The sequence below is a fragment of the Pseudomonas sp. S3E17 genome, assembly GCF_024168685.1.
Taxonomy (GTDB): domain Bacteria; phylum Pseudomonadota; class Gammaproteobacteria; order Pseudomonadales; family Pseudomonadaceae; genus Aquipseudomonas; species Aquipseudomonas marginalis.
The window spans coordinates 6,522,568-6,536,640 of sequence record NZ_JALJWE010000001.1 but is presented as its reverse complement, the minus strand read 5'-3'; the positions used below and the strand labels follow the sequence as shown (position 1 = coordinate 6,536,640).

12 protein-coding genes are annotated in these 14,073 nt (G+C 59.6%); 7 read left to right on the top strand and 5 right to left on the bottom strand.

All coding sequences use genetic code 11. The annotated features are described in order from the left end of the window. Nucleotides 1-92 precede the first annotated feature (92 nt). On the top strand, nucleotides 93-1,025 hold the full coding sequence (locus tag J3D60_RS29710; RefSeq protein ID WP_065928127.1) for a proline iminopeptidase-family hydrolase: 933 nt from the start codon (nucleotides 93-95) through the stop codon (nucleotides 1,023-1,025). Nucleotides 1,026-1,064: 39 nt separating this feature from the next. On the opposite strand, the gene J3D60_RS29705 is transcribed toward J3D60_RS29710, so the two are convergent. Then, complete coding sequence (locus tag J3D60_RS29705; protein WP_065939305.1) at nucleotides 1,065-2,567, bottom strand: nucleobase:cation symporter-2 family protein; 1,503 nt, start codon at nucleotides 2,565-2,567, stop codon at nucleotides 1,065-1,067. Nucleotides 2,568-2,726: 159 nt separating this feature from the next. Between J3D60_RS29705 and J3D60_RS29700 the strand changes: the two genes are divergently transcribed. Beyond that, nucleotides 2,727-3,560, top strand: a complete 834-nt coding sequence (locus tag J3D60_RS29700) for a nucleoside-binding protein (protein ID WP_253493734.1) — start codon at nucleotides 2,727-2,729, stop codon at nucleotides 3,558-3,560. Here the strand turns inward: J3D60_RS29700 and punC are convergent. After that, nucleotides 3,557-4,741, bottom strand: a complete 1,185-nt coding sequence (gene punC, locus J3D60_RS29695; RefSeq protein ID WP_253493733.1) for a purine nucleoside transporter PunC — start codon at nucleotides 4,739-4,741, stop codon at nucleotides 3,557-3,559. The two genes, J3D60_RS29700 and punC, sit on opposite strands and share 4 nt — an antisense overlap. 122 nt (nucleotides 4,742-4,863) lie before the next feature. Here punC and punR point away from each other — a divergent pair, with 122 nt between their 5' ends. After that, nucleotides 4,864-5,784, top strand: coding sequence for a DNA-binding transcriptional activator PunR (punR, locus tag J3D60_RS29690; protein WP_065939308.1), 921 nt, complete (start codon nucleotides 4,864-4,866; stop codon nucleotides 5,782-5,784). Here the strand turns inward: punR and J3D60_RS29685 are convergent. Then, nucleotides 5,773-6,942 carry an aspartate aminotransferase family protein gene (locus J3D60_RS29685; RefSeq protein ID WP_065939309.1) on the bottom strand — a complete coding sequence of 390 codons (1,170 nt, stop codon included), beginning with the start codon at nucleotides 6,940-6,942 and terminating at the stop codon, nucleotides 5,773-5,775. The two genes, punR and J3D60_RS29685, sit on opposite strands and share 12 nt — an antisense overlap. A gap of 104 nt (nucleotides 6,943-7,046) precedes the next feature. On the opposite strand from J3D60_RS29685, the gene J3D60_RS29680 reads away from it, so the two are divergent. Continuing rightward, entirely contained in the window at nucleotides 7,047-7,952 is a 906-nt protein-coding gene (locus J3D60_RS29680) for a LysR family transcriptional regulator (RefSeq protein WP_065939310.1), read from the top strand. Here the strand turns inward: J3D60_RS29680 and J3D60_RS29675 are convergent. After that, complete coding sequence (locus J3D60_RS29675; protein WP_065939311.1) at nucleotides 7,949-8,572, bottom strand: HAD family phosphatase; 624 nt, start codon at nucleotides 8,570-8,572, stop codon at nucleotides 7,949-7,951. The genes J3D60_RS29680 and J3D60_RS29675 overlap by 4 nt on opposite strands. Nucleotides 8,573-8,876: 304 nt before the next feature. Between J3D60_RS29675 and J3D60_RS29670 the strand changes: the two genes are divergently transcribed. Beyond that, nucleotides 8,877-10,046 carry a CyaA/EF/ExoY family adenylyl cyclase toxin gene (locus J3D60_RS29670; protein WP_253493732.1) on the top strand — a complete coding sequence of 390 codons (1,170 nt, stop codon included), beginning with the start codon at nucleotides 8,877-8,879 and terminating at the stop codon, nucleotides 10,044-10,046. 62 nt (nucleotides 10,047-10,108) lie between these two features. Here J3D60_RS29670 and fabV read toward each other — a convergent pair whose 3' ends face one another. Beyond that, nucleotides 10,109-11,305, bottom strand: coding sequence for an enoyl-ACP reductase FabV (gene fabV / locus J3D60_RS29665; RefSeq protein WP_065939312.1), 1,197 nt, complete (start codon nucleotides 11,303-11,305; stop codon nucleotides 10,109-10,111). A gap of 309 nt (nucleotides 11,306-11,614) precedes the next feature. On the opposite strand from fabV, the gene J3D60_RS29660 reads away from it, so the two are divergent. Further along, nucleotides 11,615-12,439, top strand: coding sequence for an aspartyl/asparaginyl beta-hydroxylase domain-containing protein (locus tag J3D60_RS29660; protein WP_065939313.1), 825 nt, complete (start codon nucleotides 11,615-11,617; stop codon nucleotides 12,437-12,439). A gap of 148 nt (nucleotides 12,440-12,587) precedes the next feature. Beyond that, nucleotides 12,588-13,961 carry a nucleotide 5'-monophosphate nucleosidase PpnN gene (gene ppnN / locus J3D60_RS29655; RefSeq protein ID WP_027604203.1) on the top strand — a complete coding sequence of 458 codons (1,374 nt, stop codon included), beginning with the start codon at nucleotides 12,588-12,590 and terminating at the stop codon, nucleotides 13,959-13,961. Nucleotides 13,962-14,073 lie beyond the last annotated feature (112 nt).

Sequence of the window (14,073 nt, the reverse complement as noted above, 5' to 3'; positions counted from 1 at the left end):
TCCCCCGGCAAAACCTAGCTGTTTTGCTAGTTACCTAAATCTCGCCCGCAGACTATCGTGTTCCTGATCATTTTTTCAGGGCAGGGTAGGAAATGGACTTCATCGAAAAAATCCGCGAAGGGTATGCCGCGTTTGGCGACTACCAGACCTGGTACCGCGTCACTGGCGACTTGGCCAGCGGCCGCACGCCGCTGGTGGTCATCCACGGTGGCCCGGGCTGTACCCATGATTATGTCGACGCGTTCAAGGACGTCGCGGCCAGCGGTCATGCGGTCATCCACTACGACCAACTGGGCAACGGCCGCTCCACGCACTTGCCTGAGAAAGACCCTTCCTTCTGGACCGTCGATCTGTTCCTTAAAGAACTGGACAACCTGCTGGACCATCTGCAGATCAGCGATAACTACGCGATCCTTGGTCAGTCCTGGGGCGGCATGCTCGGCAGCGAGCACGCAATCCTGCAACCCAAGGGCCTGCGTGCGTTTATCCCGGCCAACTCGCCAACCTGCATGCGCACCTGGGTCAGCGAAGCCAACCGCCTGCGCAAGCTGCTGCCCCAAGGCGTGCATGAAACCCTGCTCAAGCATGAAGCCGCCGGCACCTACCTCGACCCGGAATACCTCGCCGCCTCACGGGTGTTCTATGACCAGCATGTGTGCCGGGTGAACCCATGGCCGGAAGAAGTAGCGCGTACCTTCGCCCAGGTCGACTCGGACCCCACGGTGTATCACGCCATGAGCGGCCCGACCGAGTTCCACGTGATCGGCAGCCTGAAAGACTGGAAATCCATTGGCCGCCTGTCGGCGATCAAGGTGCCGACCCTGGTGATTTCCGGCCGGCATGACGAGGCCACGCCACTGGTGGTCAAGCCATTCCTGGATGAGATCGCGGATGTGCGCTGGGCGCTGTTCGAAGACTCCAGCCACATGCCCCACGTGGAAGAACGCCAGGCGTGCATGGGCACCGTGGTGAAGTTTCTGGATGAGGCGTGCTCTGTTCCGCACACAGTCCGCAAGGCTGGTTGAATTCCAAATGTGGAAGGGGGCAAGCCCCCTCCCACATTTTTAGACCTCTGTGATTTCAGCGTGTGCGGCTTTCCTTGGCTCCTGCGCCACCAATGGAATTTCCTTGCCCTCGGCATCAAATAACTTGCCACCCCTGAAATAGTCCCCATCACGCAACGCCGCTACGTCGTGGAAACACAAACTGCGCTCAGTCCCCGCCACAAACACCGACTGCTGGTCCGAATTGCCTACGGTGAAATGGTTGAACGCCAGGTTCAACAGGATCGCCATGATCGCCGACGAACTGATACCCGAATGGAAAATGGTCGCGAACCAGCTGGGGAACTGGTCGTAGAAGCTCGGTGCAGCAATCGGGATCATGCCAAACCCGATGGACGTGGCGACGATGATCAGGTTCATGTTGTTGCGGTAATCCACTTTGGACAAGGTGCGAATACCACTGGCCGCGACGGTGCCGAACAGCACAATCCCGGCACCGCCCAGTACCGAGGTCGGCACCGCCGCGATCACCCGCCCCATGAATGGCAGCAAGCCGAGGATTACCAGGAACAAGCCACCGGTTGCCACCACAAAACGACTCTTCACTCCGGTCACCGCCACCAGGCCAACGTTCTGGGCGAAGGCACTCTGGGTGAACGAACCGAAGATCGGCGCGAACATGCTCGACAGCATATCGGCGCGCAGGCCGTTACCCAGGCGCTTGGAGTCGACCTTGGTATCGATGATTTCCCCCACCGCCAGGATGTCGGCCGAGGTTTCCACCAGTGTCACCATCACCACGATGCACATGGAAATGATCGCCGCGATGTGAAAGGTCGGCATACCGAAATGGAACGGCGCAGGGAAACCGAACATAGGCCCCTGGGTGACCCCGGAAAAATCCGCCATGCCGAGGAACACCGCGATCACCGTGCCGATCACCATCGCCAGCAGGATCGACAGGCGCGAGATGGTCGCGCTGCCGATCTTGCTCAATAGCAGCACCAGCACCAGGGTCAACGCCGCCAGGCCGATATTGGGCATGCTGCCGAAATCCGCCGCGCGGCTGTTACCGCCCATGGCCCAGCGCGCCGCAACGGGCATCAGGGTCAGGCCGATGGTGGTGATCACAATACCGGTCACCAACGGCGGGAAGAACTGGGTAATCCGCGAGAAGACTGGGGTGATCAACAGCCCGATAAACGACGCGGCCATCACCGCGCCGAGAATCGCCGGTACCCCGCCGGCGCCATCGCTGCCGACAATCGCCACCATGGTTGCCACACCGGCAAACGACACGCCCTGCACCAGCGGCAACTGACAGCCAAAAAACGGCAGGCCAAGGGTTTGCAACAGGGTGGCAAGGCCACCGGCAAACAGCGACGCGGCGATCAACAGGCCGATATCCGCCGGTGACAACCCGGCCGCCTGGCCCACGATCAACGGTACCGCGACGATGCCGCCGTACATGGTGAGCACATGCTGCAGGCCGTAAGCCATGTTGGCGGCGACGCCTAGATTCTCATCTTCCGGCCGCTGCGGTGACGCCTTCGGGATAGTCATGGTGAGGGGTTCTCTGTTTTTGTTGTGGTGACACTGTATGCAATGTTCAGACTGGATGTCCATAGAGTTGTATACAATCAATCGAACAAGATACCCTCCGTCGGCGTTACAAAAACAACCCGGCCGTGATGAGCCAGAACGCCAAAGGACACAGAAACCATGAAAAAGGCATTACAGGGGGCAACCGTTGCACTCACCCTCCTCGGCGGCGGGGAGGCCGTCGCAGTGGAATGGATGAACAACAGCGTAGGTTTTCGCTACGGCCAGCAGTTCACCAATCCGAATAACCCCGACGAATTCAGCAAGCGCATCTACAGCGTTACCCACGCCAGCGGCTACCGGTATGGCAGCAACTTCCTGAACCTGGACGTGTTCCTGTCCGACAGCCGCGACCCGCGCAAGGGCACCGACCACGGCGGCAGTGAGGTGTACGCGGTGTACCGGCATCAGTTGTATGCGTCGCGGGTGCTGGAGGTGCCCCTGGGCACCGGGCTGGTCAAGGATTACGCGCTGACCCTCGGCTTTGATGCGAACCGCAACAACAACTTCGCGTCGGCGAAAAAACGCGCACTGGTGATTGGCCCGACCTTGAAGTTCAACACCGTAGGCGTGCTGGACCTGAGCCTTCTGTACTACAAGGAGCGCAACCACACCGGCATCCCCGGTGCACGGGAGTCGAACCACACGTTTGACGACACCTACATGCTCAACCTGACGTGGATGCGCCCTTTCGAGATCGCCAACCATGCGGCGAAATTCCAGGGCTTTGTGAATTACGTCGGGGAAAAAGGTGCGGACTACCATGGCCGTGACACGGCACCGGAAGCGCTGATGCGCAGCGCGCTGATGGTCGCGGTGCGACCGGGCAAGAGCGTAAAGCCGAACCTGTACCTCGGCGTGGGTTACGAGTACTGGCATAACAAGTTCGGCGTGGACGGCGGCCGGGGCAGCCGCACGTCAACGCCGACGGTGAACATGGAAGTGACGTTCTAGGCGGCGGCCAGTTCCGACTTGTCTGCTTTCGGTCGCGCCAGCCAATAGCCCAAGACGGCCAAGGGTGCGGTCGCCAGCATCACCATCACGGTAATCAGCAACGGCTGTTCGATCATCGACGACACCAACAGGCTACTGAGAAAGCACAGGCCCAATTGCAGGGTGTTTTGCAGTGCCGCCGCCTTGCCGGAATGTTCTGCAAACGGCATCAGCGCATTCGCCACCACGATCGGGTAGCTGGCGCCGTTGACCAGCGCCATCAGGCAGAACGGAATCAGCAAGGTGGTGAGCGTCGGCACGGTCAAGGTGGCGACCAGGTACAACGCCACCATGCTGATGCAATAGGCCAGCAGCAGCCACGGCAACAGCGTCTTGCCCTGGAAACGCTGCAAAGCGCTGCGGCAACTGTAGCCACCCACCAGAAACGCCAATGTCGGCAGCACGTAGCTCAGGCCGATGTCATTCGGGCTATAGCCCATGTCGCCGAGGATGAAAGGTGAAGCGGTCAGCCAGGCGAAGAAACTGGCCGAGCAGGCGGCGAAGATCATTACATTGCCGGTAAACACCCGGGAGGTGAGCAACTGCCAATAGCCAAGGCGCGAAGGTTCGTCTTCCCGCGTCTGAGATTTCGGCACGGAGCGCAGGAACAACGTCGGCAGCAACAACAGCAACGACACCCCCAGCAATACGCCGAAGATGGCTTGCCAACCGAAGTGGTTCAACACCACCGCGCCCAGCAGCGGCGCCAGGGCCGGTGACAACGACATCAACGGCATGATACTGGCGAATACACGGTGGGCCTTGTCGGCCGGGTAGCGGTCGATCACCAACGCCTGCCAGTTCACGGCCGCAGAACACACGCCAATCGCCTGCATAAAGCGCAAGGCCAGCAACTGCGGCGCGGTCTCGACCCAAAACATCCCCGCGCAGCCCACCACAAACAGGCTCAAGCCTGCGAGCAGGATCGGCTTGCGCCCCAGGCGGTCGGACAACGGTCCCCACAGCAACTGCCCCACGGCAAAACCCGCGAGGAAAATACTCAGGCTGGCACCCACAGCGCCCGCACCAATCTGCAACTGCTCGCCCATGGCGCCGAACGCCGGCAAATACATGTCCATGGCGAGATAACCGAGCATGCTCAGCCCCGCCAGATACCAGGTGAAACCAAAAGAATTTTTCATTGAAGCCTTGTTAATCCTGCCATCAAACTATTTGCTGACTGCAGACCATTATGAAGCTGACATTTTTGGTGTGAAGCGATAATAATTGGCAACTGTTATCAATAATTTTGAAGACAACCCTCATGTGGTCCGAATACTCCCTGGATGTCGTCGATGCGGTAGCGCGCCATGGCAGCTTCAGCGCCGCCGCCCAGGAATTGCACCGCGTGCCGTCAGCCATCAGTTACACCGTACGTCAACTTGAAGAGTGGCTCGCGGTGCCGCTGTTTGTGCGCCGGCATCGTGATGTGGAACTGACACCCGCCGGCCGTCTGTTTATCGACGAGGCCCGCGGGGTAATGAAAAAAATGCTCGGCACACGGCGCCTGTGCCAGCAGGTGGCCAATGGCTGGAGTGGCCAGTTGAAGGTGGCCGTGGATTCCATCGTCAAGCCCCAGCGCTGCCGACAGTTGGTGCTGGATTTCTATCGACAGTTTCCCGAGGTGGAATTGCTGCTGGAATACGAGGTGTACAACGGCGTGTGGGATGCCTTGGCGGATGAGCGCACCGATATTGTCATCGGTGCCACCAGTGCGGTGCCGGTGGCCAGTCGCTTTACTTTTCGCGATATGGGCTTACTGAACTGGCTGTGCGTGGTCAGCGCCCGGCATCCGCTGGCGGCCGTGGACGGGTTGCTCAATGACGACCAACTGCGCCCCTTCGCCTCGCTGTGCATGACCGACACCTCGCGCAACCTGCCCAAACGCGACACCTGGACTCTGGATAACCAACGCCGATTGGTAGTCCCGAACTGGGCCTCCGCCATCGATTGCCTGCGCGATGGCCTGTGCGTCGGCATGGCACCGGCGCATCAGGTATTGCCCTGGATCGAACGCGGCGAATTGATGGCACTGCAACTGACGCGCCCCTTCCCGGCCAGCCCCTCGTGCGTGGCCTGGGCACAGAGCAAACTGTCCCCGGCCATGGCGTGGTTATTGGAATACCTGGGGGATACCGAAACCATGAACCAGGAGTGGCTCAACGGAAAGGACCTAGCTCAATAGCCGAGTGATGGCCCGCACGATCATCTCCACCTCCTTGGCATCCAGGGTCAGCGGCGGCAGCAGGCGAATGACCTTGCCCCGCGTCACGTTGATCAGCAGCCCATGCTCCTGGGCAGCACGCTGCGCCAGGTCGCGATAGGGGCTGGCCAACTCAACACCGATCATCAGGCCCTGCCCCCGAATCGCCAGCACCTGCGGATGCTCTTCCAATTCCATGCGTAACCGCGCCAGCAAGCGCTCGCCCTGTTGTGCAGCGTTCTGCAACAAGCCTTGCTCTTCGATAATGTCCAACACCGTGCAGCCCACTCGGCACGCCAGCGGGTTGCCCCCGAAGGTGCTGCCATGGCTGCCGGGCGTGAAAAGTGCGGCTACCGCAGCCCTGGCCAGGCACGCACCGATGGGTACGCCATTGCCGAGGCCTTTGGCCAGGGTCATCACATCCGGAACAATGCCTTCATGCTGGAACGCAAACCAGGCGCCGGTGCGGCCGATGCCGGTCTGGATTTCGTCGAGCATCATCAGCCAGCCGTGCCGTGTGCAGTGGTCACGCAGGGCTTGCAGGTAACCCGGCGGCGCTGGCAGTACACCACTTTCGCCCTGGATGGGCTCCAGCAAGACCGCCGCGATCCGTGTGCCAAACGTCTGGGTGATTGCCTCGATCGCCGCCAGATCACCAAACCTGACCTTGAGAAAATCCCCCGGCAAGCGTTGGAAACCCAAGCGCACCGAGGGGCCATCGCTCGCCGCCATGGTACCCAGCGTACGGCCATGAAAGGCATTCTCCATCACCACCACCAAGGGTTCTTCGATGCCTTTTTTCCAGCCATGCAACCGCGCCAGTTTCAGCGCCGTCTCGTTGGCTTCGGCGCCGGAGTTGTTGAAGAAGGCACGGTCCAGGCCGGCCAGCCGGGTCAGGCGCTGGGCCAAGCGTTGTTGCCAGTCGATGCTGTAGAGGTTGGAGGTGTGCAACAACAGGCCGGCCTGCTCGCTGATGGCCGTTACCAGTTTCGGGTGGGAATGCCCGACGTTGGTCACCGCCACCCCCGCCACTGCGTCCAGGTATTCGCGCCCCTGCTGGTCCCACAGGCGCGTGCCGAGGCCTCGGGTGAAGCTCAGGGCCAGGGGTTGATAGGTGGTCATCAGGCAGGCGGCGGTCATGGTGGCGGACTCCAGTGCATCGTTGTGATGGGTTGAAGTATCGTTAGCCACCAGAGCTGGATAAACTGCACTTTACTGCAATGACTTTAAACCAGGGCTTGATAATGGATCTATTCCAGGCGATGTCGGTGTACGTGAAAGTGGTGGAGAGCGGCAGCATGACCGCCGCCGCACACGCCTGCGGGATGTCGACCACCATGGTCGGCAACCACTTGCGCGCCCTCGAACAACGCTTGGGCGTCAGCCTGCTCAAGCGCACCACTCGTAAACAGAGCCTCACGGAGTTCGGCGGCCAGTATTACCAGCGTTGCCTGGAAGTACTCGGGCTGGTGGCCGACTCCGAGCAATGGGCCGAACAGGCCCACGGCGACGTCCCCAAAGGCACCCTGCGCATCACCGCGCCACCGGCGTTCGGCACTGAACGCCTGGCGCCGGCCCTGAGCGAGTTTTCCCAGCGCTACCCGCTGATCAAGCTGTACGTGGTGCTCAGCAACCAGCGCGTGGACATGGTCGACAGCGGCTTCGACGTGGCCATCCGCCTGGGCGAGCTGGAAGCCTCAAGCCTGATCGCCCGACCGATGCAGGACTACACCATCACCCTGTGCGCCTCACCGGATTACCTGGCCCGACGCGGTACGCCACAAACGCCCGAGGATCTGCAACAGCACGACTGCCTGGCGTTCGCCTACCCTTCCACCGATGACTGGCGCAACGCCGACAAGCTGTGGCGCATGACCGGCGCAGAAGGCGAAGTGGAAATCCCGGTGTCCGGCTCGCTGACCATCAATAGCTCCCAGGCCTTGCGCCAGGCTGCCGTGCAAGGCATGGGGATCGTCATGCTGCCGGATGCCCTGGTGCAGCCCGACCTGCAAACCGGCAAGCTGGTGGCCTTGCTGACCACCTATCAACTGCCCAGCCGGCCCATGCATTTGCTGTACGGCCAGGACCGTTATCGCTTGCCGAAGCTGCGCGCCTTTGTGGATTTCGCCATGGAAAAGTGGGCGCGCTAGAAGCCCACGCCCAACTCGCGCAATCGCGCAGCCGTCTGCTCGGCAGACACATGGTGAATGCCTTGCCAGCCGAGGGCGACGGCCGCTTCGATATTGCCGGCAACATCATCGATAAAGACCACTTCCCCCGGCTGGATATCCGGCAGGTACACCCGTACCTGGCTGAGACTGGCGTGGTAGATCGCCGCGTCGGGCTTGATCAGCTTCAACTCGCCAGACACCACGATGTTGCGAAACTTCCGAAGGAAGGGGTAATTGGCAAGCGCATAGGGAAAGGTCTCGGCCGACCAGTTTGTAAGCCCAAACAGTGGCATGTTCGCCTGATGCAGCGCGTTGAGAATCGCCACGCCTTCAGGCAACGGGCCACGCAGCATTTCGTGCCACCGGCCGTAATAGGCCGTGATCAAGGGTTCATGGTCGGGATATTGATCGATCAGGATCTGCGTGGCTTCGGCCAGCGGCCGCCCCGCATCCTGTTCGGTGTTCCAGGCCTGGGTACAGATGTTATCGAGGAACCACTGCCGCTCTTGATCGTCGGCAATCAGTTTGCGGTACAGATGCTGCGGGCTCCAGTCGAACAGTACACCGCCAAAGTCAAATACTACTGCGCGGATCTTCATGGGCTCCTCCCTTTTGTGCAACGCCAGAGTCAGGACAGTTTGGCATGTACCCGGCCCCTGGCAGCAAGTAAGCACGAGTAGGATTGTTCTGATATTCAAACAAGGCGTGCGCTGAGAACCAGCAGCGTCCCTCGTGAATACAAGCCTTTAGCTTTAACGCGCGGATTCTATCTCACATAGATGGTCACACTTGTTCCCCCCGGTTGAAGATGCCCTCACTTTAATCTCGGGCGTACAACTCAAGGAGCTGGCGCCTGAAGGGAATCATCGAATTTCGCTGTAGATATGACTTGGAGAAACTTCAATGACAAGCATGACCTCTTCAGTGACCTCCCCTTCCGCATACAGCCTTGCTGCGCTGCAAAACTACCTGGCCCAAGGCGCAAATACTCCCACAGCAGTGCTGGTCGATCGGGTCAAGGACGAAACAGGCATCGTGCCAAGCCATCTTGCCCCCTTGCAAGACATCGCACTGACCACCAACTCCATCATAGGCATACGCCCGGTCGAAACCGTCGCAACAGGCCTGATAGAAGCCGGGCACCCCACCAAGGACTTCCATATCAAAGGCAAGAGCGCCAACTGGGGCCCCCAGGCAGGTCTGATCTGTACAGACCAGGCGTTCAGCAAACTTGAACAATTTGCCGAAAAAATACCGGCCAAAGTGGCCAAGGCCAATGAGCAAATCCAGGCGTGCATCCAGGAAGGCCATGCAGTTGCAACGCCCCTGAAGCTGTCAAGCCAACGCCTTGATGTATTGGTCAAGCTGGGACACATAACCCAACTCGCTGTTCAAGGTGCTGACGGCACATTGCAATTAAGCGCCCGCGGGCCCAGTCAGCACACCTATACATTCGAAGGCCATCGCGCATCACCTTCAAGCGACAGCTACTTCATCACCCATCAGGGCAAGCCCCTTGAAGTACTGGCCAAGCAGGCAGAAGGCAAACCGTTGACTGCCGATTACGACCTGCACCTGATCGCGCCCCATATCAGCGACTTCGGCCCCCAGGACAAACTCCCCATACCGGACGTGGCCCACAGTGTCTTCAAGGGTCGAGTTGAGCGCTATAAGCAAGTTCCTGAGGTGCTACGCGCAGACTTCGACAGCCCCGGCCATTTCTACCGGAAAGCAGATCCCCACCTTGGCAACGCAACACCACGGATAGAGCAGATGATAGGGCTGATCAATCAAAAATTGGTCGGCGAGGGAGAGAGAGTGGTTCATCACAGTGCGGACTCGGCCAACCCGGTCACGGAAGTGGCCGCCAATTACCCAGCGACGTTTTTCCTACCGGCAAAACTGGGTCGATTCGATGAAATCAGCATCATCCACGACAGCAGGGAAATGGCAGAACTGATCAAGACCGCCAAGGACAGCGGTTATCACGTGCCGCTGAATCCCCTGTGGGAGAAAGAAGTGACCAACGTGAGGCGGTGTGCCTTCACCCAGGCAAAAAATCGCCTTGCCTGAATCATGACAGCGAAGACAGCGGCCTGATAACCCGATGATCAGGCCGCTATCAGTCACATCATTTACGCCTGGACCAAGCCGTTGATCTTCACGGTCGGATTGACGTCAGCCTCGTAGTCCACACCATCGACTTCAAAGCCGAACAAGCGCAGGAACTCTGCCTTGTAACCGGCGAAATCACTGATCTCGTTGACGTTCTCGTCGGTGACCTGGTTCCACAGTGCCGCCACGGCGTCCTGGACCTTCGGTTCCAGTTCGGCCAGGTCGGCACGCAAGCGACCATCGGCATCAAGCTTCGGTTCGCTGCCGTACAGGCTGTCCTTGAACAGGCCGTAGACCTGCTCGATGCAGCCTTCGTGGGTGCCTTGCTCTTTCATTACTTTGAACAGCAACGACAAGTACAGCGGCATGATCGGGATCGCGGAGCTGGCCTGGGTGACCACCGCCTTGAGTACCGATACGCGGGCATCGCCCTTCAGTGCAGCGAGGTTGTCGCGCAGGGTCAGGACTTTCTTGTCCAAGTCTTTCTTGGCTTCGCCGATGGAGCCGTTCCAGTAGATGTCCTGGGTCAGCTTCTCACCGAGGTAGGTGAACGCGGTAGTCTTGGCGCCTTCGGCCAGTACGTCGGCGTCACGCAGGGCGTCGATCCACAGCTGCCAGTCGGCGCCCCCCATGACATTGACGGTGCCGTCAATTTCTTCCTGGGTCGCAGGCTCGAGGGTGGTATCGACCACCACGCCTTTGTCGGTATTGATACCGCGCAGGGTCACAGCCTTGCCGATTGGCTTGAGGGTGGAGTTGTAGACTTCACCGGTCTTGGGATCGGTGCGGCGTGGCGCGGCCAGGCTGTAGACGACCAGGTCGATCTTGCCCAGGTCTTTCTTGATGGTTTCGATGGTCAGGCGCTTGATCTCGTCGGAAAACGCGTCGCCATTGATGCTCTTGGCGTACAGGCCTTTTTCAACGGCAAACTTCTCGAACGCAGCGCTGTTGTACCAGCCGGCGGAGCTCAGCTTGCCTTCTTCGCCTTCTTTCTCAAAAAACACGCCCAGGGTGTCGGCGCCGCAGCCAAACGCAGCACTGATGCGCGCGGCCAGGCCGTAGCCGGTAGAAGCGCCCAGGACCAGCACCTTCTTCGGGCCGTTTTTGATGGCGCCGTGCTCAGTTACGTAGTCGATCTGTTCCTTGACGTTCGCTTCACAGCCAACAGGGTGAGCGGTCACACAGATAAAGCCACGAACCCGCGGTTTGATGATCATAAAATTTCTGCCTCTTCCAAGGTGCCGAAGGCCAATGGTGGCCATTCAACTTCAATCGTACCGGTCTATGACGTCTGAAAAACCGAAGCGTCACGATAGTCGCAAATCTTCTGTTTACAAAATCCAATCCACACGAGCCCATCAGGGTTAAAGACTGTGTCGAGCGTTCACAATTTCGCACTATTTAAAACGCCAATCCGCTGCTGGACGCCTTATCATGACGAAGATGTTTCATTATGTTTCAAAACCCCACCACTCGCGGCCACGGATCCGGATCTGTCGAATGGCGTCCTTCTGGAGCTGAGTTGCATGAACAAGTCTGCTTTGCGTAAGAAAGCGGTATCAGTCGCCTGGGTACTCGGCGTGTTGCTGATTATCGATGTGTTCCCCGAAACCACGCTGGTGTTCCTCTGCCTGGTACTGGTGTGCGGCGTTTACGACTTCCTGCGTAACGGCCTGTATGACAAGCCCACCATCAAGAAATACTTTATCGGCAGCGGTCGTAACACTTGGCTGCTGGCCCCGTTCAACACCCTGTTCGACCTGCTGAGCGCGCGTAACCGTCACGTCTACACAATGAGCGACCTGCCACCCGCCTGGCGCACAGACCTGCAACAGGTGCTCGATGACGCCATGGCCCACAAGGATGAAATCATCGGCTACCTGGATGAACGCATGGCCGAGAAGAAGCGCGGCATGTTGTTCTTCCAGTGGTACGGGCGACCGATCGAAACCAGGCTGGATATTCCTGAACTGCGCAAAAAACTGCCGTTCGTGAAAACCATCGGCGTGTCGGTGTTCAACGAGAACCGCTCGACGTCCTTTCACTTCGGTCCCCTGCGCATGATGTTCCGCGTGCTCTACAACATGGCACCGGCGCCCCATCACGATGGCGTGTACATCCAGGTCGGCAAGCACAAGCACTACTGGCATGACGACCCGTTGTTTATCTTTGATGACACGCTGATGCATGCGTCCTTCAACAAGAACGACGCCAAGCGCTACTGCCTGTTCATCGACATCGTACGGCCGACGCCGCTGCCGTCGGTGCTTAACGCCGTCATCGCGGGATTTGCCGGGCTGGTCTTTACCCTGCGTCGGGTTTTCTACAAAAACTGGAAGCTGATTGAGTAAGTTCTGCGGCATGATGGTGTTGGACGGTATTTGCGCTCAGCCCTGCGCCTGAGGTAAATATCCGGCTCGTGCGCCCTAACCTGCGCCCACCATTCTCACGTCATCGCACCTCGACAGGTGCGGTGGCTGCGTTTTTCAAGGAATCAGAATGCCCCAACGCCAAGTCATCAATGCCTCCGTCAGCCCCAAGGGCAGCCTCGAAACCCTGTCCCAACGTGAAGTCCAGCAACTGAGCGAAGCCGGTACCGGCAGCATCTACACCCTGTTTCGCCAGTGCGCCCTGGCGATCCTCAACACTGGCGCCCATATCGATAACGCCAAGACCATCCTCGACGCCTACAAAAACTTTGAAGTGCGCATCCACCAGCAGGACCGTGGCGTGCGCCTAGAGCTGTTGAACGCCCCCGCCGATGCGTTCGTCGATGGCGAAATGATCGCCAGCACCCGCGAAATGCTGTTCAGCGCCCTGCGCGACATCGTCTACACCGAGAACGAGCTGGACAGCCAACGCATCGACCTGAGCAACTCCCAGGGCATCACCGACTACGTGTTCCACCTGCTGCGCAACGCCCGCACGCTGCGTCCGGGCGTGGAGCCGAAGATCGTGGTGTGCTGGGGCGGGCACTCGATCAATACCGAAGAGTACAAATACACCAAGAAAGTCGGCCACGAACTTGGCCTGCGCAGCCTCGACGTGTGCACCGGTTGCGGCCCGGGCGTGATGAAAGGCCCGATGAAGGGCGCGACCATTTCCCACGCCAAGCAACGCATTACCGGCGGGCGCTACCTGGGCCTGACCGAGCCGGGCATCATCGCCGCCGAAGCGCCGAACCCCATCGTCAACGAACTGGTGATCCTGCCGGACATCGAAAAACGCCTTGAAGCCTTCGTGCGCGTGGGCCACGGCATCATCATCTTCCCTGGAGGCGCCGGCACGGCCGAAGAGTTCCTATACCTGCTGGGCATCCTGATGCACCCGGACAACCGCGACGTGCCCTTCCCGGTCATTCTCACCGGGCCGAAACAAGCCGCGCCGTACCTGCAACAATTGCACGCCTTCGTCGGCGCCACCCTCGGCGAAGCCGCGCAGGCGCACTACCAGATCATCATCGACGACCCGGCCGAAGTGGCCCGCCAGATGACTGCCGGCCTCAAGGCGGTGAAGCAGTTCCGCCGTGAGCGCAACGACGCGTTTCACTTCAACTGGCTGCTGAAGATCGACGAAGGCTTCCAGCGCCCGTTCGACCCGACCCACGAAAACATGGCCAGCCTGCAACTGAGCCACGCACTGCCGCCCCATGAACTGGCAGCCAACCTGCGCCGTGCGTTTTCGGGGATCGTGGCGGGTAACGTGAAGGACAAGGGCATTCGCCTGATCGAAGAACATGGCCCGTACGAGATCCACGGCGACCCGGCCATCATGAAGCCACTGGATGAGCTGTTGCAGGCGTTCGTTGCCCAGCATCGCATGAAGTTGCCGGGTGGCGCGGCGTATGTGCCGTGTTATCGCGTAGTGCAGTGAGCTCGCCAGGTAATTTGCTTACAGCCGCCAGGCTTTACTGGCGGTCGGTCATAGTTTGTATCTCTTGGCGGCATGGGTAAGCGTGCGGGAGGGCTGAGTTCGGACTAGGTTT